This is a genomic window from Acinetobacter sp. GD03645, assembly GCF_029845285.1.
In the GTDB taxonomy this organism is placed as follows: Bacteria; Pseudomonadota; Gammaproteobacteria; order Pseudomonadales; family Moraxellaceae; genus Acinetobacter; species Acinetobacter corruptisaponis.
Map to the genome: position 1 here is coordinate 47,793 of NZ_JAOCLL010000003.1, position 24,522 is coordinate 72,314.

At 39.1% G+C, this 24,522-nt stretch carries 14 protein-coding genes, 1 pseudogene and 2 CRISPR repeat arrays (1 of these 17 cut by a window edge); of the genes and pseudogenes, 13 read left to right on the forward strand and 2 right to left on the reverse strand.

Annotated features, from left to right (window positions below; all coding sequences use genetic code 11):
• Both N5J47_RS02990 and N5J47_RS02995 read left to right on the forward strand, forming a co-directional pair.
• Nucleotides 1-819: a PhzF family phenazine biosynthesis protein gene (locus N5J47_RS02990; protein ID WP_279959281.1), complete on the forward strand. Its 819-nt coding sequence runs from the start codon at nucleotides 1-3 to the stop codon at nucleotides 817-819.
• Nucleotides 820-963: 144 nt separating this feature from the next.
• Complete coding sequence (locus N5J47_RS02995; protein WP_279959280.1) at nucleotides 964-3,732, forward strand: pitrilysin family protein; 2,769 nt, start codon at nucleotides 964-966, stop codon at nucleotides 3,730-3,732.
• A gap of 56 nt (nucleotides 3,733-3,788) precedes the next feature.
• Here N5J47_RS02995 and N5J47_RS03000 read toward each other — a convergent pair whose 3' ends face one another.
• Nucleotides 3,789-4,178 carry a DUF3144 domain-containing protein gene (locus tag N5J47_RS03000; RefSeq protein WP_279959279.1) on the reverse strand — a complete coding sequence of 130 codons (390 nt, stop codon included), beginning with the start codon at nucleotides 4,176-4,178 and terminating at the stop codon, nucleotides 3,789-3,791.
• A gap of 106 nt (nucleotides 4,179-4,284) precedes the next feature.
• Between N5J47_RS03000 and N5J47_RS03005 the strand changes: the two genes are divergently transcribed.
• Nucleotides 4,285-4,917 carry a hypothetical protein gene (locus tag N5J47_RS03005; protein ID WP_279959278.1) on the forward strand — a complete coding sequence of 211 codons (633 nt, stop codon included), beginning with the start codon at nucleotides 4,285-4,287 and terminating at the stop codon, nucleotides 4,915-4,917.
• Nucleotides 4,918-5,149: 232 nt separating this feature from the next.
• On the opposite strand, the gene N5J47_RS03010 is transcribed toward N5J47_RS03005, so the two are convergent.
• On the reverse strand, nucleotides 5,150-6,607 hold the full coding sequence (locus N5J47_RS03010; RefSeq protein WP_279959277.1) for a CYTH and CHAD domain-containing protein: 1,458 nt from the start codon (nucleotides 6,605-6,607) through the stop codon (nucleotides 5,150-5,152).
• A 177-nt stretch (nucleotides 6,608-6,784) separates the two neighbouring features.
• Between N5J47_RS03010 and N5J47_RS03015 the strand changes: the two genes are divergently transcribed.
• The 10 genes and pseudogenes from N5J47_RS03015 (at nucleotide 6,785) to hemL (ending at nucleotide 23,405) form a co-directional block, all read left to right on the forward strand.
• The gene (locus N5J47_RS03015) at nucleotides 6,785-7,156 is read left to right on the forward strand and encodes a DUF962 domain-containing protein (RefSeq protein ID WP_279959276.1); all 372 of its coding nucleotides are present in this window, start codon (nucleotides 6,785-6,787) and stop codon (nucleotides 7,154-7,156) included.
• A 109-nt stretch (nucleotides 7,157-7,265) separates the two neighbouring features.
• Nucleotides 7,266-8,230 (forward strand): annotated as a pseudogene (cas1f, locus tag N5J47_RS03020) (type I-F CRISPR-associated endonuclease Cas1f).
• Nucleotides 8,227-11,607, forward strand: coding sequence for a type I-F CRISPR-associated helicase Cas3f (cas3f, locus tag N5J47_RS03025; protein WP_279959275.1), 3,381 nt, complete (start codon nucleotides 8,227-8,229; stop codon nucleotides 11,605-11,607). Before cas1f ends, cas3f begins: the two are co-directional and overlap by 4 nt.
• 18 nt (nucleotides 11,608-11,625) lie before the next feature.
• Complete coding sequence (gene csy1, locus N5J47_RS03030; RefSeq protein ID WP_279959315.1) at nucleotides 11,626-12,879, forward strand: type I-F CRISPR-associated protein Csy1; 1,254 nt, start codon at nucleotides 11,626-11,628, stop codon at nucleotides 12,877-12,879.
• Nucleotides 12,879-13,763, forward strand: coding sequence for a type I-F CRISPR-associated protein Csy2 (gene csy2, locus N5J47_RS03035; protein ID WP_279959274.1), 885 nt, complete (start codon nucleotides 12,879-12,881; stop codon nucleotides 13,761-13,763). Before csy1 ends, csy2 begins: the two co-directional genes overlap by 1 nt.
• Before the next feature lie 26 nt (nucleotides 13,764-13,789).
• On the forward strand, nucleotides 13,790-14,803 hold the full coding sequence (csy3, locus tag N5J47_RS03040; protein WP_279959273.1) for a type I-F CRISPR-associated protein Csy3: 1,014 nt from the start codon (nucleotides 13,790-13,792) through the stop codon (nucleotides 14,801-14,803).
• A gap of 2 nt (nucleotides 14,804-14,805) precedes the next feature.
• Nucleotides 14,806-15,399: a type I-F CRISPR-associated endoribonuclease Cas6/Csy4 gene (gene cas6f, locus N5J47_RS03045; RefSeq protein WP_279959272.1), complete on the forward strand. Its 594-nt coding sequence runs from the start codon at nucleotides 14,806-14,808 to the stop codon at nucleotides 15,397-15,399.
• Between the two features lie 131 nt (nucleotides 15,400-15,530).
• Nucleotides 15,531-20,184: direct repeats of the CRISPR family, unit length 28 nt; unit sequence GTTCATGGCGACATACGCCATTTAGAAA.
• 169 nt (nucleotides 20,185-20,353) lie between these two features.
• Entirely contained in the window at nucleotides 20,354-21,226 is an 873-nt protein-coding gene (locus N5J47_RS03050) for a hypothetical protein (protein WP_004681346.1), read from the forward strand.
• 182 nt (nucleotides 21,227-21,408) lie between these two features.
• Complete coding sequence (thiE, locus tag N5J47_RS03055; protein ID WP_279959271.1) at nucleotides 21,409-22,020, forward strand: thiamine phosphate synthase; 612 nt, start codon at nucleotides 21,409-21,411, stop codon at nucleotides 22,018-22,020.
• An 83-nt stretch (nucleotides 22,021-22,103) separates the two neighbouring features.
• Nucleotides 22,104-23,405, forward strand: coding sequence for a glutamate-1-semialdehyde 2,1-aminomutase (hemL, locus tag N5J47_RS03060; RefSeq protein WP_279959270.1), 1,302 nt, complete (start codon nucleotides 22,104-22,106; stop codon nucleotides 23,403-23,405).
• Nucleotides 23,406-23,640: 235 nt separating this feature from the next.
• Nucleotides 23,641-24,522: a CRISPR direct-repeat array (repeat unit 28 nt; unit sequence GTTCATGACGGCATACGTCATTTAGAAA); it runs 106 nt beyond the window's last position.

A 24,522-nucleotide genomic window follows, 5' to 3' on the forward strand; every position in this document is an offset into this window, starting at 1 on the left:
ATGAAAATGTATCAGGTGGATGCGTTTACCAAACAATTATTTAAGGGCAATCCTGCGGCGGTGATTGTCACCGAGCAATGGCTGGATGACATCCTGATGCAGAATATTGCGCTGGAAAACAATCTGTCCGAGACCGCATTTGTTAAAAAAGTGAATAAGACCAATTATGAAATCCGCTGGTTTACCCCAACGGCTGAGGTTGATTTTTGTGGCCATGCCACCTTGGCCAGTGCCTTTGTGTTGTTTAAGGATTTTACTGCTGAGAAAACCATTCAGTTTCATGTGCGTAAGCTGGGAATTTTTGTGGTCAGTCAGGAAGATGATGGCAAAATTAAAATGAATTTTCCAATTCGTAAGGCTGAACAGGTGTCAGACTATCCGCAGGAACTTCGTGAGGGTCTAAGCAAGCCATTTAAGGCCGTCTATCTCAATGCCCAGGCCTATATTGTTGAGTATGAGTCGGTACAGGATGTATTGGATGAGCAGCCAGATTTTGAGAAATTAAAACAGTTAGGCAGATTACGTGCCGCCATTACCGCATCTCAACCTGATGTTGCCATAACTGCCAGAGGTGAGGGAAAGTTTGACTGTATTTCGCGTTATTTTGCCCCAGCAGTTGGTATTGCCGAAGACCCTGTAACGGGTTCAATCCATACTGCAATTGCGCCGCTTTGGGCGGAAAAACTGGATAAAAAACGGTTGATAGCTTATCAGGCATCGACTCGCGGTGGGATTCTGGAATGTGTCATTGAGTCGGAACAGCGTATTGAAATCTCAGGCTATGCGAAACTATACATGCAGGCCGAACTGATGATCTGATTTGTAACTAAATCTCTATAAAAACAAAGAAAAAAGCTGTTTAAATCAGCAGCTTTTTTCAAAACATCACTATTAAAAATGCGAATCGTTCTCTACTATAGCTTATTGTTTTTATTTAAATCACCCAAAATACTTGGATAATCTATGTTAATGCGGTTTAAGCAGCTTACCCTTTCTCTTTGTTTAATCGGGTTAAGTGCAACTTCCTGGTCTCAGACAGTACTGGTCAAAACTGAAAAAAATATTGAAGAATATAAATTAGATAATGGTTTCAGAGTTATTCTTGCACCAAATGATAAAGAAAATAAGGTTTACGTCAACACAATCTACCTGACAGGTTCGCTGAATGATCCAAAAGGCAAGGGTGGTCTGGCTCATTTACTGGAACATCTGGCTTTCAAAGGCACACAAAATGTCAAGGGTGAGGAGTTTCAGCGCCGTTTAGACCAATATACCCTGATGACCAATGCCAGTACCGATTATTACTCTACCAAGTATTTAAATATTGTCCGTCCAGAAAAAACTGCCTTAAATGAAATCCTGTACCTCGAATCTGAGCGTATGGACAAACTGGTATTGCAGGAAAAATTTGTACCGTCTGAAATCGAGATTGTGAAACGTGAACGCGAAATCCGTATGGATCAGCCTTTTGCGGTTTTAATGGATCAGATGTTTAAAGCAGCATACGGTAATCAATACTTGGGGCGTTTGCCAATTGGGGATTTACCTGAATTAAAATCCATTAACATGAACGAACTCAACCAGTTCTATAAGACATGGTATGCACCGAATAATGCGATTATGGTTATTTCGGGTAAATTTGATAAAACGGAAGTACTGAATAAAATTGATCAATATTTTAGCCCCATTCCAGCACGGGCTGTGCCTGCACCTGTAAAAGTGCCTGTACTGGATTCCAGCAAGATTGAGCAGCGTCAGTTTACTGTGCAAAAGGGTAGTGACCTGGCCAAATTCCATGTCTATATGAATGGGCAGAATGCACAGCTACAGTCTGCCTTGTCGATGGCACCCGCACTCTATACCATGCAGCCGAGCGGTACTCTTTATAAGAGTATGGTGGAAACAGGTATTAGCACTGCTGTGCAGTCGACAACATGGCTGGATCAGGATTTTAATCTGGTGTTTATGGGGGCGATTTATGCGCCGAATCATGATGCCAAAAAAGTCGATGAAGCCTTAACGACAGGCGTGGAAAATAGCCAGCCATTTACTGATGCAGAGTTGCAGCGGGTCAAGAACATGACCCAAAATGCCGCTGATACCATTGCCAAGGATGCGACAGCTTTAGGTTCACGCCTGAGTGATTATGCTGTGGCTTCACATGGACAATGGGACCAGTATTTTAAAGATTTACAGGCTATTCAGGACTTAAAGCTGAATGATGCCAACCAGATATTGAAGCAGTTTTTAGTTTCATCACACCGTATTTCTGGAGACATCTTGCCAACACCTGAAGACCAGAAAAAGGCAATGACTCAAAATACTCAGGAAAAACCTAAAACGCTGGACCAGAGCGCTGAGAAAGCTGAGCCATTGAAAGATGCCAGCGTTTATAAGCAGGAAGTCGCCCAGTTTGTCACCCAGTCTGCCCAGCAGTTGCAAAAGAATGAGCAAAAGATTCAACGTGGTGAATTTAAAAACGGTATTCGCTATGCCTTATTCCCAACACCAACACGCGATGACAAAACTTATGCCACCATCAGTCTGGACTTTGGCGATGAAAAAACCTTATTTGGCAAGGGCGTGACTTTAGACCTGACCAGCTACCTGATGTTGCGTGGTTCAGAAAAGCATAGCTTGCAGGAAATTACCGATAGAGCAATTGCTGCAAGTGGTGGAGCTTCTGTCACGTCAAATGGCAATGGTTTGATCATTAACATCAATGCCAAAAAAGACCAGTTTGAAGATTTCCTCAACTTTATTATTGAGGTGGTTAAGCAACCTAAATTTGCCCAGTCTGAATTTGACTTGGCGAAAAACCAAAGCTTGTCGGTACTGGATCGTCCGTATACCGAGCCTGCCACTGTCGCGTCCATGACCTTGGCAAGATTGTTGGAAACCTACCAGCCTGGGGATATGCGTTATCACTTTGAGCCTGATCTGGTCAAGAAACAGTTAAATGATGCAACTCAAGCGCAAATTAAACAGTTCTATAACCAGTTCTTCGTGACCAACCATGCCCAAATTGCGGTAACAGGGGATTTTGATCCGAAAAAAATGCAGCAAACGCTGCAAAAAGCGTTTGGTTCATGGAAAACTAAACAGGCTTATCAAAAAATTACTTCCCCTTATGTGGCTTTTAAAGCACAGAAAGTACATGCCTTGTCAGAACAGCGAGAGTTTGGAAGTTACCAAAGTGTTCTTACCATGCCTGTTGGTGCCTATCATCCAGATGCGCCAGCATTGATTATTCTCAGTCATATTATGGGGAACTCGCAGCTTTCCTCGCGTTTGGCACAGGAGTTACGTGAAAAGAATGCGCTGGTCTATGGTTTTGGCAGTAATCTGGACTTGGATTCAGATACAGAAAGTGGCTCAATCAGTATTACAGCGAACTATACCGCTGGACGTTCTGATCAGGTATCCCAGTCTGTGCATAAGGTGTTGACAGACTTGTTGAGTAAAGGTGTAACTGAACAGGAACTGGAAGCAGCCAAAGCCGATATTATGAAAAAACGTGTCACTTCCTTGGAAGATGAGCGCAAGATTCATGGCATGTTAACTGGACAGTTGGAACGCAATAAAACCCTGCTGGATCGTGAAAAGCGTGATCAGGAGATTGCCAAACTCAGTAAGGCTGATGTGGATGCCGTGATTAAGAAATATATCAAGCTGGATCAGTTTGTTGAGGTGATGGCTGATCAGTATGGTCAGGCTCAAGCCACGAAATAAATGATCAAAATAATAAAGCCACCAAATCGGTGGCTTTATTATTTACAGAATGACTATCAATGATCGTGATCATGTTTATGTGCATGAAAATCTTCATTCTTACGGAAACGTAAATAGTTTTCAAACTGGTCACAATATTCGTCAAAGTTGTCTTCAAGCATCATCTGGAATTGTTGCAGTAAATAAGACATGACCTGTTCTTTGGCATCACGCATTTCATTGCCATCTTTAAAGTTATTGGCCGCCACCCAGGTATTAAAACGGGCTGTTCCAAATAACATGGCTGCACTGACTTGCCCACGTAACTCGGCTGGATCAGTTTTTTGTCCTTTTGGCGGGCGGCAAAATTCATTGGCCTGTTTGATAAATTCATCAGCACGCTCAAAAAATACCGCATTTAAAGCTTCTTCTTCCGTCACATCGGTAGCGTTAATTTTTTGAGACATGATCATTTCCAGCGACAAATTAAGACACACTATTATAGACAAAGCCTTGCTGAAACTAAACCTTTGCCTTACTCTAAAATAGCCTAAGCAAGTTAGAATAACCAAAATGTCAGATGCAATTGCGATCCAAAGCTTAAAAACAGATATTGCCTTACTGCGTCAACACATCCATCCACCACAAAATTTACAGCATGTGGAGGGTTTGCCGATTTATTATGGCCTGAAACATGAAGTGGATGAATACTATCGACAGTGGCAACCTTTAATTGAGAGGGCACAGCAGCTTTGTCAGCCTTTTATGCAGGATGAGGTGGTGGATGCCATTCATTTACCCAGTCATTTAAATTTGCCGTTATTTTTCTTTCATGTTGATCGCATCCGCATTAATAAAACCCGCGCTAAAGAATCTAAAACCTTTCGGGGGGTAGCCGCACTGGTTGAAAAATGTGGACAGTTTGATACCGACCAGATTTTTGCCATGCAGGAATGGCTGGAAAGTGATGATACGGCTGCTTTGGTGGCACATCGAGAATTTATTGATTTACGGACCTATGTGTTCCAGCATGGGCAGAGTGAATATACCCGAACCCGTTTCTATATGAATGGCATGATTTTAAGTGTTGAGCCAAATTTTCAATTGGTTGATGCACGGGATAAACCACGTAAACAGCGTAATGATAGTTATAGTGATCCAATTGCCGATAATGGTGTTTGGAAAATTTTTGGGAAATATCGTTAAATCCCAAACTTCAAAAAGTTCTTATTCTATCTTTCAAATACGAATAAATATTGGCTATCGTGAGAGGCGGCATGGATGCCGCCGTTGGGCTGTGGCATCAAGGATGTGCCATCAGCCCAACAAAGGATTTTTGCTTACTTTTCATCCTTGAAAAGTAAGATATTGCCTGCACAAAAAGTATCTGATTATTTATAGCGTTTGGGGCAGTGCAAGGCGGTTTTCCCTTGTGGACCTATCGCTCCTCATCCCAAAAAATATCTTTATGAGAAAGCACCTGTAGCTTTTTATTTGCTTTTTTTGCTACATGAGGCTGCTGGGCTTTGATCCAGCCTAAAGCAAATAAAAATTCTGGCTTTTCAGAAACTTGTTGCTGGAAAATCTGCTCAGCCACGAACAGGTCATTATAAAAACCTAAATATTCCTGAATCGGTTGCAACTTATCTAGAAACTGCTGAACCTGCTTTTCAGGATAAAGCCCAGCAGTAAAGTCAATACAGTAACGTAACTGCTTAACTCGCTTACGGGTACGATGTTGCTGTTCTATGGAAAGTTCAGGGAATTGGGAGGCATCTTTTAAAATCTTGTGATAGAGCTTGCTTAAGCTTTTAGTGACTTGTTTGGACAATTTGGTCTTTGCCTCATTTTCACTGTAAATAAAGCTAAGGAGGGATAAAAATAATTGTGTGGTTCTAGAGCTACTTAACTGTGTGGTAATTTCAGGATCGCTACTGGAGCTTAATGCAAAATCAAAATCACAGACTTCCTTGATCAATGGAATGACGGAATCCTGAATGGCATCATGATCACGTGATTGTCCCAATGCTCTAAAAATATCGGCCAACTCACTTTCCCAAGCAGGATTGATGTGTTCTGACCAATTGGAAAAATGTTTTAATGCTGAACGTAAACGGCGTAAACCCACCCGTGCCTGATGAATATGATCTGCCTCAGCCACGCCACCAGCGATTGCAGCCGCATTGGGTAGAATATGGTTTAGACTATTTTCAATCACCAATTTCAGTGCCTGTTCAGCCGATAGATTCGGATCTAATTTAAGTGATTTTGCTTTGGTGGCAGGAGAGGATTTTTTCTCCATAGCCAATAAATTGCCACGTTCTGCCTTACTACGCACATCCAGCCAGAGTTGATATTTTCCTACCCATGTTTGAGCAAATTCAATTAAATCCTGAGCTGAACCTTGCTTGAGTTCAAACTCAACTTCACAGATTTTTGCCTGATCTTTGCCTGTACGAATTTCACCATCATCCAGACAGACTTCAATCTGTGAATTGTTAAACCCAAATACGTGATAAGTACGTTGCACATCAGTTTGAAACTGCAATTGTAAATCAGCAGGGGCATCACCCAGAATGTCTTGCAACACACTCTGAACGGTCTGGTTATGCTGATAAAGCGACAAATCCAGTTCAGGTTCCTGTTCACATTTACCTAATACAATATCTTCTTCAATCCGTTGTAGATAATTTTTACTGGCTGCCTTGAAAGTTTGTACCCAGCCATCGCCCTCCTGACGCAAGCGTATTGCAACATGGTTTTTTGCAAGTAGGCGTTCAGGCGTATCGTAATATTTTGCCTGTAAATGAATTTTTTGTGCCTTAAGCTTATTTAATGTTTGTAAGACACTTTTTTTCTTGGATTCAGGAAGTTGAAATTTAAGCTCGATTTCCATGACCTGATGGCTCCTGACCATTTCAAATAATAAATTGAAATGAGTATAGCCTGTTGATCCAGCAAATGATTGTTAAAGTTTTTTGAAGCTGAAGTATGTCACTACACAATGACTTTATTTTGTTCAAGAAATGCAGTAACGTGTGAAGAGTTTTTGCACGATTAGGACGATCATAAAATGAATGCACCAGCAAATATCACTCAGCCAGTGGAATTCGTATTACCCATTAAAAATTATAATGAATTTTATCGCTTTTATTTAACTGAACACCGTAATATCAATAGCCGTCGTTTACATGCAGTTGGTAGCTCTCTAGGTATTTATTTCTGGAGTAAAGCCATTCGCCAACGTAAGGCAAAATATTTGGCTTATGGTTTAGTGTCTGGTTATGCCTGTGCGTGGGTGGGGCACTTCTTTCATGAACATAATAAGCCAGCCAGTTTTAAACAACCATTTTACAGCTTTATCTCTGACTGGAGAATGTTGTCTGATATCGTGCGTGGTCGCTTAAGTCTAATTGATCGCCAGTTTGATAAAATTGAGTCTTAATTTTAAAAATACTTATTAAAACGACATCAGGTGTCGTTCAGCTGCTTCGGCAGCTTTTTTATTACGAACTGTTCAAGTAGTATAAGAAAAAACAAGAGAAATCAAAAGAATGGAACAACTTAACCCATCTGATTTAAAAGCAATATTACATTCCAAACGTGCCAATCTATATTACCTTGAACATTGTCGAGTTATGCAGAAAGATGGTCGAGTTCTATACCTGACGAAGCTAAAAATGAAAATCAATACTGGAATATCCCGATTGCCAATACTACTGTGATTTTACTGGGTACAGGAACTTCCATCACGCAGGCAGCCATGCGGATGTTGTGTAGTGCAGGCGTTCTGGTTGGTTTTTGTGGTGGTGGTGGAACACCATTATTTTCAGGCAGCGAAGTGGAATGGCTGACCCCACAAAGTGAATATCGCCCGACTGAGTACATGCAGGGGTGGATGAGTTTCTGGTTTGATGAAGCCAAACGCTTGGAAGTGGCGAAAGCTTTTCAAATTGCCCGTATCGAGTTTATCCGCAGAATTTGGGCCAAAGATAAAGACTTAAAAGATGAGGGTTTCTATCTGGATGATGTGGATATTCAACAAGCTTTAACTGGTTTTGAGAAAAAAATTCCACGTCAAAACAAAGTTGGAGATCTATTGCTTGCCGAAGCCATGACTACTAAACAGCTTTATAAAATTGCTGCGACTCGTTGCAAACTCAGTTTTGAACGTAATCCAGAACAGGGGGATTTAGCCAATGATTTTTTGAATCATGGGAATTATTTGGCTTATGGGCTCAGTGCGACAACGCTTTGGGTCTTAGGTATTAGTCATAGTTTCGCGGTAATGCATGGAAAAACCAGACGTGGAGCTTTAGTCTTTGATGTAGCAGATTTGATTAAAGATGCGGTGGTGTTGCCGTGGGCATTTATTTGTGCCAAAGAGGGTATGAAAGAACAAGAATTTAGACAACAGTTACTTCAAAAATTTACCGAATATCGCTGTCTGGACTGGATGTTTGAACAGGTCAAATTGCAAGCTTGCAGAAACTTTTTAAATCAGGGGAATGAATTATGATTGTCACATTCATTTCCCAATGTGAAAAGAAAGCGATTCCTCGTACTCGCCGTGTATTGGATGCTTTTGCAGATCGTATTGGTGATAACACTTGGCAAACGGTGATCACCGAAGATGGATTGTTGGCGGTCAAAAAATTACTTAGAAAAACTGCGACGAAAAGTACAGCGGTTTCATGTCATTGGATACGTGGACGTCGTAGAAGTGAATTGATGTGGATTGTTGGAAATCGCAATAAGTTTAATACGCAGGGGATTGTGCCTGTAAATACCACCAAAAAAAGTTTGGCTCAAAATAAATGGGAAAATGACTGGCATTATTTGCCTTTAATTAAGGCACTTGTGGCGGTATCTGCTTTACTTCATGATTGGGGCAAAGCAACAGTTCTCTTTCAAGAGAAATTAAAACCCCAAAGTAATAATACCAAGAAAGGCGATCCGTTACGGCATGAGTGGATTTCCTGTCTTTTGCTCAATGCTTTAGTTCAATCATCAGGCAATATTGACACTGATGAAGCATGGTTGAATTTATTAATAGCGCAGAAATGGGATGAAGAATTTTTAAAGCAAACTATTATTAAAAATTCAGACCAATCTAAAGTCTTGGATCAACTACCACCTTTGGCGCAATTAGTGGCTTGGTTGATTGTTTCACATCATCGTTTGCCTGCTTTAAAGGATGAGCAACGACGTCGGGATTATGCTGATACAAAGAAAGAAACACTGGCAAGTTTATTTAAAAGTATAAAAGTAGACTGGGGCTATCAAAATAAATTTGATGAACAAGATTATCAGCAACGTCTTAAACTCTGTTTTGAGTTTGAACAGGGATTATTGAGTCAATCTGCTGAATGGACAAAACAAATCAAAAAATGGTCAGCTCGTTTATTACTAGAATCACATACAACCGAACAAATCTTTGCAGATGGGAGTTGGCGAGTCATTTTACATCATGCCCGATTATGTTTGATGTTGGGCGATCATTATTATTCATCTTGTGAAGCAGATAAAACATGGAAAACCAGTTTATCATTGAGAGCAAATACTGATCCTAAGACTAAACAAGTTAAACAATTTTTAGATGAGCATTTGGTGCGAGTCAGTGATAATGCGATGCGAGTGGCACAATCATTGAGTCGTTTAGCCGATGAGATGGAACCTGCTTATGATATTCAAAAATTAAAAAAGAAAAGTCCTCAAGGTTTTGAATGGCAAGATCAGGCAGTAAAAGGCATTCAGCAATTTATTCAGAAAAATGAAGCTGCTGAAAAACAGGGTTGGTTTATTGTCAATATGGCAAGTACAGGTAAAGGAAAAACTATTGCCAATGCCAAGATTATGCAAGCTTTGTCTAAAGATGCGCAGTCATTACGCTATATTTTGGCGTTGGGATTAAGAACCTTAACTTTACAAACAGGTGATTCTTATCGTCATGATATTGGTTTAAGCAATGATGAACTTGCTGTTTTAATTGGTTCAAAAGCGGTTCAGGAACTCCATCATCAAAATGCAAAAAATCCTCAACAAGATGAATCTCATCTCATAGAAGAAATTGGGTCGGAGTCATTGGAGGAATTATTAGACAATGAACTGGATTATGAATCCATGCCACAAGCTGATTTTATGGATGCGTTATTTCCTCAAAATCAGGCTGAGCGCAACAAAGCATTTTTATATAAACCTGTGTTGGCATGTACCATTGACCATTTGATGGCTGCGACTGAAACTAAACGTGGCGGAAAATATATTTTACCGAGTTTAAGGCTTTCATCTTCTGATTTGGTGATTGATGAGGTTGATGATTTTAATGGTCAAGACTTAATTGCCATTGCTCGACTCGTCCATTTAGCAGGAATGTTAGGTCGCAAAGTGATGATTTCATCTGCAACCATTCCGCCTGCATTGGCTGAGGGATTTTTTAATGCCTATCAACAAGGTTGGATGTTGTACTGTGCGTTTAAGAAATTAAAGCATAGCAATACTGTTGCCATGTGGGTGGATGAGTTTAAAACTCAAATTCAATCTATTGATTTGGACAATCAAAAAGAGGCAATCCAACATTATAAAAATGCCCATGATAAGTTTGTTGATCTACGCTCAGGTGCTTTGAGTAAACAAGTGATTAAACATAAAGCTTATATTGTAGATTGTGCTGATCTTGTCGCTGAAAAGGAAATACAGCGTCTAGAACAAAGTTTACAAGCTCAATACTTTGAACGGATTCAACAGAACATTGAGTGTTTACACTATGATCATCACAGTATAGATGAGAAAACAGGCAAAAAAGTCTCTTTTGGTGTGGTTCGTGTGGCGAACATTCCACCTTGTGTTGCTTTAACTCAATATCTGCTCAATGCTGAATGGTCACAGGGGATTGCACCTCGTGTCATGGCGTATCATAGTCGCCAAGTATTAGTGTTGCGAAGTGAGCAGGAAAAGCATTTAGATCATGTTTTAAAACGTAAGGAAAAATCAGGAGAGCAAGCGTCTGCATTTTCAGATGAGGTGATTCGTCATCATTTGGACTCCACTCACGATGAAAATGTAATTTTTATCTTGGTTGCAACGCCTGTAGAGGAAGTTGGACGAGACCATGATTTTGATTGGGCTATAGTAGAACCATCGTCTTATCGTTCGATTATTCAGCTCTCTGGACGAGTTTTACGACATCGTAAATTAGAGCAAGATATTCAAAAGCCAAATATTGCTTTAATGCAATACAATTTAAAAGGGCTTAGAGGTGCTAAAGTTGCCTTTGAAAAGCCTGGTTTTGAAATAAATAATGATAAGTTTAAATTACAGAGCAAAAATTTAAATGATTTATTAGATATTTCAGGAACTGAATTTAGTATTAATGCCATTCCAAGAATTAAAGCCAATCAACCCTTACAGGCGATAAAGAAATTGGCAGATTTAGAGCATGCAGTCATGGCAGATGCTTTAACCTCATATAATAAATTTGGGGCAAAACCGTTGAATTCATGGCTAACACAAAAATGGTTTTTGACGGCTTTACCACAGCAATTTAATCCATTTAGACAAAGTTCACCTAATATTCAGCTTTTTGCAGTTTGGAGAAATCATAAGCTTGTATTTTGTGAAAAAAATGATTTTGGTGAGTATATTGATCGAAATGGCTTCTATAACATTTATCCTGTTCAATTGAATGAATTAGAACAACAGCGATTATGGTTAAATCGAAATTATTACGACATTTTGCGTCGTTTGGCTGTTGCTAAATTGCAAGAAAATGAGGATATTGAGCGCAAGATAGAAAAATTATCCGAGCGTTATGGGGAAATCATGTTGCCCGAATATGATGAGAATAAAAAACTGATGTATTCAGAACAATTTGGACTTGTGGTTTTGGATCAATAAGAGAGGAGATAAAATGTGATAGAAGAAGTTTTTGAAGATTTTTTGCTTAAACAGAAAAAGTTATGGTTAGAGCGGAAAGCAAATGGCAAAGAACCAAATGCGGATTTATTGAATGAATCAGAGATAAGGTATGAGAAAAATGCGTGGATAATGAAAGCAATTAAACAAGCTCGTCATGCAATTACTACACATGCAGGTACTTTTACTCATCCAGATGCAAAGACATCGTGCTTTATATTTTCTAAAAGCAGTGTCAATAATGGTTTATTGATAACTAATAATGTTCACTGTAAAAATAGCTTTGACTTATTTGGTAATGCAGCAACAGATACTTTTGTAAAAGAAATATATCTTTTTCTACAAGAATCTGTTGAAGATAAAAATGTTTGGTATCACTTTAAGAATGAATCAGATATAGCTAAAAATTTTGTTGCAAGATTGAATGTTGATTTTGAAGAAGCAAAAAAGTCTTTTTCAAAATTAATGATAGATTCAGAGGTATCTAAAACACATCAGTTACTAAAGCAAGTATATTTTTCTATAGGTGAAAATGAATATCATTTGTTGTCTTTGCTTACGCCATCAATTGTAACAACAGAGTTATTAAATCGTATAAATTTCATAAGATTTAATGATGCAGCTAAAGAAGCAAGAGCTTTGAAAAGGGATAATAAGTTTTGTGTAAATGATTTTAGTGAAATATATAATTTAACAGAAATAAAATTTGGTGGTTCTAAACCACAAAATGTCAGTGTTTTAAATAGTCAAAATGCAGGGCGAGCATATCTATTATCAAGTTGCCCACCTGTGTTGGAAAAAAGAGCAATTCGTTTACCTAAAACAGATTTTTTTGTTCAATGTCTATATCGAAGAAATTATCAAGAAAGCTTCACTCAGCTACATAAATTTATGCAGCTTGATTTAAATAATGATGATATTCGCACAGCAATACGAAATATTATCCAGTTTGTAATTGATCAGATATTAGTACTGGCATCTAAGACTCGGGAATATTCTACTGAGGGGTGGTCAAATCAGGATTATTACGCAAGTTTGCCAAAATTACAGCGTATTTGGTTAGATAAAATTTATCAAACAGAACGAGAAGAAGATCATGATTGGCGTGATGAATTAAGCAGGGAAATTGCACGTTGGATATTGCGAAGCTATGAAAAAGTGATTAGTGATGCTTATAAATTAGGAACTAGCGAGATATTGGATGTTAAACAAAGTGTAGAAAAATCATTACAACAAGCAAAGGAGTTTTTTTAATGCGTCAGTTTTTATTGATACCTCATTTAAAACTCCATAATGCCAATGCAATGAGTAGTCCTTATACCATTGGTTTTCCAGCAATGACCGCTTGGCTAGGTGCAGTTCATGCTTTACAACGCAAGCTACAAAGCAAAGGCTGTGAGGTATCTTTGACTAAAGTAGGGGTGAGTTGCCATGAATTTAATTTGCAAACTTATAAAGGGCAAGGAGATTTTGTTCATTCAATTATTGGTACAGCCAATCCTTTGGACAAAGATGGAAGTCGACCTGCTTTTATTGAAGAAGCACGTTGTCATTTGGAAGTCTCCTTATTAATTGAATGTCAAAATATAGACCCTGATGAGAAAGAACAGTTTTTAGAAGATGCTCAACAGCTTATTTGTAGTATGAAGTTAGCAAGTGGGGATGTTCTAGCTGTTAAAAAATGTCAAATACTACAATTTGATGAAGATGCAAATAAGGATCGAGAATTAAAGCCGATTTTAAATAAACTGATGCTTGGGCATGTGTTGGTTGAGCGTCGTGACCTTGTTATAGAAAGTATGAAACAAGGCAAAGATGCTTTGGATGCTGTTTTAGACTATTTAAAAGTTACACATAGTTCGAGCGTAGATGAAAATGGCAAAGTGATATGGACATCAAAGCGTAACGCGCAAGGTTGGTTAGTGCCGATTGCAGTCGGGTTTCAGGGGATTTCTGACTTAGGACAAGCAAAAAATCAACGTGATGTGAATACACCACATCGTTTTGCTGAAAGTGTTCTGACTTTAGGGGAGTTTTTGATGCCATATCGCATCGAATATATTGATCAACTGTTATGGCAATACCACGTTGATTTAGAAAATAATTTATATCTTTGCCAAAATTTTACAACAAACTAACCTGATATTGAAAAAGGGAAAAACTCATGGCTAAAAATGAAAAAGCAGTTGCAAGCGTACTCGCATTTGAAAAGAAACTTGTTCCATCTGATGGATATTTTTATGGTACAAGTTGGGATAAACGTAATGAACAAACACCATTAAAACTCATTCAGAAATCAGTACGAGGAACAGTATCACATCGTCTGAAAAATAAAACTGATAAAGATATGTTGAAATTGGATATGGATATTACTAATGCCAATCCTCAAACTGTAGATGCCTGTGCTTTGGGGGAACATCAAGATACTTTAAAAGTTGGATTTACATTAAAAGTATTGGGTGGAATTGAAAATCCATCGGCTTGTAATAATGAAACTTTTTTAAATTCTTATCGGTCTGTCGCTCAAAATTATATTGAGAAGTATGGTTTTACTGAACTGGCAAAACGTTATGCCTTAAATATTGCCAATGCACGTTTTTTATGGCGTAACCGTGTTGGTGCAGAAAAAGTAGAAGTCGTAGTAAGCGTTAATGACCAGCCAGCAGTAACATTTAATGCTTTGGAATATCCACTTCATACTTTCGATCAAGTAGACGAGAAAGTACAAGCCTTAGCGGATCAAATTGCACAGGCATTAAAAGGTGAAACTGCTTATTTATTGATTAAAGTGGAAGCCTATGCATTGGTAGGGAAAGCACAGGAAGTTTATCCAAGCGAAGAGTTGGTACTGGATAAAGGAAAAGGCGATAAAAGTAAAATTCTCTATCATGTGAACGAAGTTGCGGCTATGCACTCACAGAAAGTAGGCAATGCTTTACGTACCATTGATACTTGGTATCCTGAGTTTGAAGATAAGAAAACAGCTATTGCAATTGAACCCTATGGTGCAGTTACAAACTTGGGTAAAGCCTATCGCACCCCTAAAGATAAAAAAGACTTTTTTACTTTATTTGATAAATATGCTTTAGGTGAAGCTTTGGAAAATCCTGAACAAGAACATTATGTCATGGCTGTTTTGGTGCGTGGTGGTGTTTTTGGTCAAAGTAGTAAGGATTAATGATGCTCTACTATTTAGAAATAACTTTATTAGAGCAAGAGGAGATTCCTCTGCATTTAATCTGGTCAAAAGTATATATGCAACTTCATTTGGCATTTGTTGAACAAGCGGATGAGCAGGGGAAGATCGCTTATGGTGTGTCTTTTCCTAAATATCGTTTAATCAAACAAAAGCAACTGGGCTATTTGGGTGATAAGATTCGTATATTTGCTGAGTCTATAGACGCACTTGAGCAATTGAATTTAAATCAATGGTTAAACAGGCTTTGGGATTATGTTCATGTGCTACCTGCTCGTGAGGTTCCAGTTGATCGAATCAAAGGCTACGCAACTTACTTTAAAGCCAATCCGAAATTAACGATTGAACAGCGTATTTTGCATCAGGCAAAACGCCGTGAAATTTCTATTGAAGATGCTACAGAACACTTTAAAGCGTTGGAGTTGACACTAACTTTTGAACCTTATATCAATATGAAAAGTGAAACTAATGATATGAAATTTCGTTTGATCATTGGGAAAAAACGTGTTGATGAAGCATGTATTGGAAAATTTGGAAGCTATGGATTAAGTCGTAATTCAACAGTACCAGAGTTTTAACCCAATATTTTTCTATTCTTTAACAGCTTAATAAAATCAATAAGTTACAATAAGCCATTTTTTGATTGGGTAAATTTATAAAATACATGATAAATGATTGTTGTAACTTATATTTTTGCTTTATTATCACTGTTCATGGCGACATACGCCATTTAGAAAAGATTTTGGGCCAATCGCCAATCGGCTTGAGAGTTCATGGCGACATACGCCATTTAGAAAATGCATTAGCTCAAATTGAATTAATCCCGTTTGTTCATGGCGACATACGCCATTTAGAAATGACAATGGTTATGGATCAATGGAACAGTTGTGTTCATGGCGACATACGCCATTTAGAAAAACCACAACTTGGGATGACAATCCAGTATTGGGTTCATGGCGACATACGCCATTTAGAAAAACTGAAGAATTGGTTTAATTGTTATGATAGAGTTCATGTCGACATACGCCATTTAGAAAGATCAAAAGTAGAACCTTTTAATCTGTAGGAAGTTCATGGCGACATACGCCATTTAGAAATTACACAAATACAATAGTGATACGTGTAATCAGTTCATGGCGACATACGCCATTTAGAAATCAATCAATAGAAAATCTGCAATCTCCCATGAGTTCATGGCGACATACGCCATTTAGAAATTTTCAACACCATGTTCTTTTATGAATTGGACTGTTCATGGCGACATACGCCATTTAGAAAAGCCAAAACCTGATGAGCGGGATAAGGCGATAGTTCATGGCGACATACGCCATTTAGAAAATGAGCCAAGTGCCAAAATATCTTCAATAGTGGTTCATGGCGACATACGCCATTTAGAAACATGTGATTGTTGCGCCCTCAAATGACTTGACGTTCATGGCGACATACGCCATTTAGAAATGTCATGTAGATTAAAGCGCTTCCAGCTTCATGTTCATGGCGACATACGCCATTTAGAAATTAGTAAAGTTGTCAGCTAGTGAAACTTCATTGTTCATGGCGACATACGCCATTTAGAAATTAGTAAAGTGGTCGTGCTTTACTAGGTAAAGGTTCATGGCGACATACGCCATTTAGAAAATAATGTCCAAGACATCCATTTGGTCAATTTCGTTCATGGCGACATACGCCATTTAGAAATTGATTAAGCCACCAAGAACCTTTGCCATATCGTTCATGGCGACATACGCCATTTAGAAAAAATTTAGTGATAGATGGCAGATGGACTGTGTGTTCATGGCGACATACGCCATTTAGAAAAAGTCGCTATGGCTCTAATTATCAGTACGAAGGTTCATGGCGACATACGCCATTTAGAAACATATCTTGATAATAACCGTCATTACCCATTTGTTCATGGCGACATACGCCATTTAGAAAATTTGCGAACACATCACGCATGGCGAAAGTCAGTTCATGGCGACATACGCCATTTAGAAAACATTAAGCGGTCAACAGGTGCAGAAAGATATGTTCATGGCGACATACGCCATTTAGAAAGCCATTAGGGTTCGGCTCATCACTTTCTAAATGTTCATGGCGACATACGCCATTTAGAAACGACTGCAATCTGGTTCTTCCAGGTATTCGGCGTTCATGGCGACATACGCCATTTAGAAACATGCCAAATAAAACAAATAACAGGAGTTATAGTTCATGGCGACATACGCCATTTAGAAAACCCTCGGGTGGTTTTTTATTGCTTGAACATTGTTCATGGCGACATACGCCATTTAGAAAAATAAGACAATTATAATTGATGACATAAAAATGTTCATGGCGACATACGCCATTTAGAAAATCTGGCAATAATGCTGTCGACATAAGCTATCAGTTCATGGCGACATACGCCATTTAGAAAGATTTCTGATAAGTGAAAAATCTTATTGCGAAGTTCATGGCGACATACGCCATTTAGAAATATTAAAGCAGTCCTGTTTGGGCTGCTTTTTTGTTCATGGCGACATACGCCATTTAGAAAAAATATAACCCGAACAAATCCTAAAACCCAATGTTCATGGCGACATACGCCATTTAGAAATGAAGATAATGGATTGATGCAACCTTGGGCTGGTTCATGGCGACATACGCCATTTAGAAAAGATGCTGTTGTGGATGACAAATTGTTCCGCCGTTCATGGCGACATACGCCATTTAGAAAATTTGCCTTTGGTAATGTCTGAGCGAAAATCAGTTCATGGCGACATACGCCATTTAGAAATGCAATGCTTGAAACAACTGTACAGATAAGCCGTTCATGGCGACATACGCCATTTAGAAAAAATCCACACTCTCAACGAGTCGCTTGAGTTCGTTCATGGCGACATACGCCATTTAGAAATGATGGGTCGAACGGGGTTGAGGCGGGCTTATGTTCATGGCGACATACGCCATTTAGAAAAATTTCAATCGAAAGTTCCTCTTTGGTTTTGCGTTCATGGCGACATACGCCATTTAGAAATGAGAATGGAAGAACCGATCTTGTAATTCAATGTTCATGGCGACATACGCCATTTAGAAAATAAGAGTTGGACATACAAACGCAATTATCAGGTTCATGGCGACATACGCCATTTAGAAAACGTTGTAAGATCACAGATGAATTTGCAGATGGTTCATGGCGACATACGCCATTTAGAAAGCCTTGTGCGAGCAAGCCCCTCATCGCTTCATGTTCATGGCGACATACGCCATTTAGAAAAAGCATGTTGCTGCTAAAGAATCAGAGCAATGGTTCATGGCGACATACGCCATTTAGAAATTGTTCGATTAAGTCCTTGATCTCCACAACATGTTCATGGCGACATACGCCATTTAGAAAGACCGAGCCAGTCTATGTAATGGCTCCTTTCAAGTTCATGGCGACATACGCCATTTAGAAAATTAATTCCAATTAGATGAAGAACATCATTGGGTTCATGGCGACATACGCCATTTAGAAAACTTCCACTCTTTACGTGCTACAGTAAATAGGGTTCATGGCGACATACGCCATTTAGAAAGTTGTTAATTACATTGATCTAATTACCCTGTGGTTCATGGCGACATACGCCATTTAGAAATGGATGATAAACAGCAACTTCTGTTTTCACTGGGTTCATGGCGACATACGCCATTTAGAAATCCCAAGCGAAACGGAAATTTGTCTTAGCTCCGTTCATGGCGACATACGCCATTTAGAAACATCATATCTTAGTCATATAGCTGATGGTAATGTTCATGGCGACATACGCCATTTAGAAACATCGGCTTTGCGTGCAGCATCATATAATGAAGTTCATGGCGACATACGCCATTTAGAAAGCATTCATACCGTCACCTCAAATTTTTATCATGTTCATGGCGACATACGCCATTTAGAAAATCCAGAACAATATCATTCCCATCGGCTTTGCGTTCATGGCGACATACGCCATTTAGAAATTTATGCCATTCTTGCCATATGGCTTTTGATCGTTCATGGCGACATACGCCATTTAGAAAGTGGAGAACGTTATGAGTAATCAAGCGATTTTGTTCATGGCGACATACGCCATTTAGAAAAATACATATTTAAAGTCATCAGGCACAGGTAAAGTTCATGGCGACATACGCCATTTAGAAAACCATGATCAACGTCTAACTTTTCTAGCATCAGTTCATGGCGACATACGCCATTTAGAAATTCAAATTTTTCATTAACTTGCGCTTTGATATGTTCATGGCGACATACGCCATTTAGAAAGCAAAAACCCAAGTCATTTCTCAACTTGAAGGGTTCATGGCGACATACGCCATTTAGAAAGCAAAAACCCAAGTCATTTCTCAACTTGAAGGGTTCATGGCGACATACGCCATTTAGAAAATTAGTGAACCTTTCAAATTTGAAACCATCAGGTTCATGGCGACATACGCCATTTAGAAAGCTTTGGGTTGCGTCCTTACTTTGAACGAATTGTTCATGGCGACATACGCCATTTAGAAAATTCCAGCAGTGCATCACAAGCTTGTCGATGCGTTCATGGCGACATACGCCATTTAGAAAAGATCCATATGCACTGTTCAGAAATTTACTATGTTCATGGCGACATACGCCATTTAGAAAAATGGTGCCAGCAAGTACCCAAAAACACCCAAGTTCATGGCGACATACGCCATTTAGAAATGTTCATCCAGCCAGTAGGCTTTCATCCCCGTGTTCATGGCGACATACGCCATTTAGAAAATACAAGCGTGTCTTGAGAAAGGTATCAAATTGTTCATGGCGACATACGCCATTTAGAAATATGATGTAGTAAATGAAATTACAAGAATTAAGTTCATGGCGACATACGCCATTTAGAAATTGTCTATAGCTGTGGTGATCTTCAAGCCCTCGTTCATGGCGACATACGTCATTTAGAAACAATTGGCAGAACGTTTAGCAAAATGGCTGGAGTTCATGACGGCATACGTCATTTAGAAGACAAAGAATGTGGGTATTAATTTTTATCACATGTTCATGACAGCATACGTCATTTAGAAGCCTGCATCTTTGGGTACAGAAGCCATTAAATTGTTCATGACGGCATACGTCATTTAGAAGATACACCATCAAAAGCAGGTTTACACGAAGAGGTTCATGACGGCATACGTCATTTAGAAGAAAAGTATTCGGCCCAGTTGACATTGTAACTTGTTCATGACGGCATACGTCATTTAGAAAGTTCGGATTCTTGGCAAGGTTCTGTAAGTGACGTTCATGACGGCATACGTCATTTAGAAATTATTAAACCGTTCTTTGCTGTATATCCCTATCGTTCATGACGGCATACGTCATTTAATAATTGGGTTTGAATTATTGCCAAAATCAAATTAGGTTAAGGATATCCATCTAGGATAATCCATAATTTTATCTAAATATTAAAAAAAGATCCTGTCTACTCCTCATTTGAGGAATAGACACAACAGTGCTTTTCTCTAACACTAATCATATTGTGAAGTGAGGAGAATATCATGAAATATAAAATGGCAGCTGCTGCTGTCTTGGGTACTTTATTATTGGGAGGTTGTGGTGGTTCAGATGATGTGATTGATAATATAAAGCAAGAAATTGATGATAAAAATAAACCAACTGAAACAACTACCGCCAATTGGGGCCTTGAAAAGACGGTCAATACAATTACACACTCTGCTTTAAGTACCTTTGTTAATTTTGGTTTTGTTGATGCATTGGTCTATGGTGCTGATGAGGCTGTAGAGGGTACGCCTTGTTCTCAAGGAAACTATGTAAAAACAAGTGATAAAATTACCTTTAATAATTGTAGGGGGTTATTTGATGATGATACTGCGGTTTCAGGTGTCATTAACCTTTCAACAAATCAATACCAATATGTAGACTTTAAAATCAGTTATGATGATGGAGAAAGCAGTTTAGTAAATGGTGCACTTAAAGTAACCAGCACGGCAAATGATACAAGCGGTACCATTGAAACCAACAACTTGAAAGTGGTTTCAACAGAAATTGACGATAATAAAAAATCAAGGACAGTGGAATATAATCTCAGCGCATTTAAAACCAGCTTCCAGGAGGAAGGAAGCAATGGGGCATATTCTTTAAGTTCTGAGGGTATATTTAAGGTTAAAGGCAGTGAGATTGGAGATTATTCAGCTAAATTCAATACCATCAATCCTTTTAGATATAAATCTAACGATGAAGACTCAGATGCCTACGATGGTCAGTTGAAAGTGGTTGATACAACCAATGACAAAAACTATTCAATCTTAATCGCAAATAATGATGCCAAAACTTTGATGTATCAAGCATCTAGTGATGGAAAACAAGTGATTAACAAGACCATTACTTGGGATGAAGTTTACGATTATTAATTTTATTTATCCCGTAATCTCATTATATAGTCATAACACTTTTAGCCGCATCTCCAGTGCGGCTTTTTTATAAATACTGGAATTTATAAGATTGGTATTCATAATAAAGGTAAATATGTAGGGATGGCCGATGATATTTTCATGATCTATACTTGTTCGATAAAACTGATGAGTCTTTTCTTATGCACGGTCTCTACCTGATTACCAATGATGATCCAATCCAATTATTACTAGAAAAACTACAGCTTGCATTGGCAACAGGACATATTGCCATTTTGCAGTATCGTCGTAAAAAAATCGCAAAAGCCGATCAGCCGCTTGAAGTGGAGCAGATGAAGATCCTGTGTGAAAAATATCAGGTTCCATTTGTGATTAATGATGATTTATCGCTGGCAGAACAATTTGGTTTAGGCGTTCATCTCGGACAATCAGATGGTGAAATCACCGATGCAATTCAACGTCTGCCTCAAGGCGTGATTATTGGCCGTACCTGCCTCAACTCATTGGAACTTGCTGAAAAAGCGATTGCCGAGGGTGCGAGCTATGTTGCTTTTGGAGCTATATATGCAACCTCAACCAAGCCAGAGGCGGGAAATGTTGGGATTGAAGTTATTCAACAGGCAAGACAAAAATTTGATGTGCCCATTTGTGCGATTGGGGGCCTGACTGTTGAGAATTCCAATGTGGTAATTGAAGCTGGGGCAAGCCTTTGTGCGGTGATTAGTGATATATTAGGACGGTCAACAGCCGAAATTCCTGCCCGTGTAGATGCATGGGCAAAGTTATTTGCATAATTTCTTTGATTTATTTTACGGGATCTGAGATGTTCTCTGGGACTTCATCGTTCCCCATGTTTTCGATTTAGGTTGAGCAGTTTATGAGTTTATCTCCAAAGCAAGAACAGTTATTTAAACAGGCAAATAAACACATTCCAGGTGGGGTCAACTCACCTGTACGTGCATTTAACGGTGTTGGCGGTACGCCCGTCTTTATTGAAAAGGCGAAAGGTGCATACCTGTGGGATGTTGATGGCAAGCGTTATGTAGACTATGTCGGTTCATGGGGGCCGATGATTTTGGGTCATGCCCATCCTGATATTATCCAGGCGGTACAAACTGCGGCTGAGGATGGCTTAAGCTTTGGTGCACCAACGGTACATGAGACCACTTTGGCAGACATCATTTGCGAGATCATGCCAGCGATTGAATTGGTGCGTATGACCAGTTCAGGAACCGAAGCGACCATGACTGCGATTCGTCTGGCGCGTGGTTACACAGGTCGTGACAAGATTGTAAAATTCGAAGGCTGCTATCATGGCCATTCAGATTCGTTATTGGTTAAGGCAGGTTCAGGCTTATTGACCTTGGGCGAGGGTGAGCCGACTTCCAAAGGGGTGCCTGCCGATTTTGCCAAACATACCTTAACGCTGCCATATAATAATATTGAAGCGTTGAAAAAATGTTTTGCCAAGTTTGGTCATGAGATTGCTGGGGTAATTATTGAACCAGTGGCAGGCAACATGAATCTGGTTACACCAATTGACGGATTTTTACAGGCCATTCGTGATGTCTGTGATGAATACAAATCCGTGTTTATTATTGATGAAGTCATGACGGGTTTCCGTGTTGCTCTAGGCGGGGCACACACCTTATATAATGTGAAGCCTGATCTGGTGACACTCGGTAAGATTATTGGTGCGGGTCTGCCTGTGGGCGCATTTGGTGGTAAACGCGAAATCATGGAATGTATCGCACCTTTGGGTGGCGTCTATCAGGCGGGCACATTGTCAGGTAATCCATTGGCAATGCGTGCGGGGATTGCCATGTTTAAGCATTTACGTGAACCAAACTTCTATACAGGACTGGCTGCACAATTAGAAAAATTGCTTGCAGGATTACAGACTGCGGCAGATGAGGCAGGAATCCCATTCAAAACCCAGCAGGTGGGTGGTATGTTCGGCCTTTATTTTACTAATCAAGATGATATTACCAGTTTTGACTCCATGTTGGCCTGTGATGTTGAAGCCTTTAAAAAATTCTTCCACGGTATGTTAAAGCGTGGTGTGTACCTTGCACCATCGGCTTTTGAGGCAGGTTTTATTTCTTCTGTCCATTCGGATCAGGATATTGCTGATACCATTCAGGCAGCGAAAGAAACGTTTGCAGAGATGAAAGGCTAAAATGATATAGCAAGCATATTTTTCAGATATGCTTGCTTTTTTAGTACTTCTTAGCAAGTACACGAATTCAGAGCTGACCTCTAATATCTTCATTCAGTTTATTTACCCTATTTTTATGGGTATTTAAATAGTTTAATAAAATCAAAAGGTTAGAATTGGTTGTTTTTTGATTGGGTAAATTGAAAAAAATTATAGTAAGTCTTTGTTATAACTTTCTTTTTATCTTTATTTGATTGTTCATGACGGCATACGTCATTTAGAAAACAGGAATAAAAAGCCACGGAGTGAGTTTAGAGTTCATGACGGCATACGTCATTTAGAAAATAACGAAAAACCTTATGTAGTAATGAAGCCAGTTCATGACGGCATACGTCATTTAGAAAGCGCTCGTATCCTGTGAATTAAATGCACCAAGGTTCATGACGGCATACGTCATTTAGAAATTAGCAAATTTTGGATGATTTTCTCTAGCCCAGTTCATGACGGCATACGTCATTTAGAAAGCTTTGGCTTGCCCCTCATCCAAACCTATTTCGTTCATGACGGCATACGTCATTTAGAAAAAAGTCTGAATATGCTGAGCTGAACAGCGATAGTTCATGACGGCATACGTCATTTAGAAAACAGAATTGAGCAGGTGAATAACAATGACTGAGTTCATGACGGCATACGTCATTTAGAAATCAAACACCAGCGTTCTGGCAATAAAACGTTTGTTCATGACGGCATACGTCATTTAGAAAAAAAAAGACCAGCCACCTCCACGTCTCATAGTGTTCATGACGGCATACGTCATTTAGAAAAGCGTGTTGTTGCCGTTATGTCTGATCCAGACGTTCATGACGGCATACGTCATTTAGAAATTACATTTTCTATCTATTCGTTCACCTATACAGTTCATGACGGCATACGTCATTTAGAAATTAAGAAAGAATCATCAACAGAGAAATTTGTTGTTCATGACGGCATACGTCATTTAGAAAGTAATCGTTGATTCTGCACTTCCCCCAGATTTGTTCATGACGGCATACGTCATTTAGAAACATTGGACATGGGGGTAGAGATTCGTGATGATGTTCATGACGGCATACGTCATTTAGAAAGTCAAAGTGGCTTG

What these genes read in the sequence shown, in the direction of transcription:
- thiE (WP_279959271.1), top strand. Translation starts at nt 21,409, where the DNA reads ATGCACGGTCTCTACCTGATTACCAATGATGATCCAATCCAATTATTA.
- N5J47_RS03010 (WP_279959277.1), bottom strand. Translation starts at nt 6,607, where the DNA reads ATGGAAATCGAGCTTAAATTTCAACTTCCTGAATCCAAGAAAAAAAGT.
- hemL (WP_279959270.1), top strand. Translation starts at nt 22,104, where the DNA reads ATGAGTTTATCTCCAAAGCAAGAACAGTTATTTAAACAGGCAAATAAA.
- N5J47_RS02990 (WP_279959281.1), top strand. Translation starts at nt 1, where the DNA reads ATGAAAATGTATCAGGTGGATGCGTTTACCAAACAATTATTTAAGGGC.
- N5J47_RS03015 (WP_279959276.1), top strand. Translation starts at nt 6,785, where the DNA reads ATGAATGCACCAGCAAATATCACTCAGCCAGTGGAATTCGTATTACCC.
- cas6f (WP_279959272.1), top strand. Translation starts at nt 14,806, where the DNA reads ATGCTCTACTATTTAGAAATAACTTTATTAGAGCAAGAGGAGATTCCT.
- cas3f (WP_279959275.1), top strand. Translation starts at nt 8,227, where the DNA reads ATGATTGTCACATTCATTTCCCAATGTGAAAAGAAAGCGATTCCTCGT.
- csy2 (WP_279959274.1), top strand. Translation starts at nt 12,879, where the DNA reads ATGCGTCAGTTTTTATTGATACCTCATTTAAAACTCCATAATGCCAAT.
- N5J47_RS03005 (WP_279959278.1), top strand. Translation starts at nt 4,285, where the DNA reads ATGTCAGATGCAATTGCGATCCAAAGCTTAAAAACAGATATTGCCTTA.
- N5J47_RS03050 (WP_004681346.1), top strand. Translation starts at nt 20,354, where the DNA reads ATGAAATATAAAATGGCAGCTGCTGCTGTCTTGGGTACTTTATTATTG.
- N5J47_RS03000 (WP_279959279.1), bottom strand. Translation starts at nt 4,178, where the DNA reads ATGTCTCAAAAAATTAACGCTACCGATGTGACGGAAGAAGAAGCTTTA.
- csy3 (WP_279959273.1), top strand. Translation starts at nt 13,790, where the DNA reads ATGGCTAAAAATGAAAAAGCAGTTGCAAGCGTACTCGCATTTGAAAAG.
- N5J47_RS02995 (WP_279959280.1), top strand. Translation starts at nt 964, where the DNA reads ATGTTAATGCGGTTTAAGCAGCTTACCCTTTCTCTTTGTTTAATCGGG.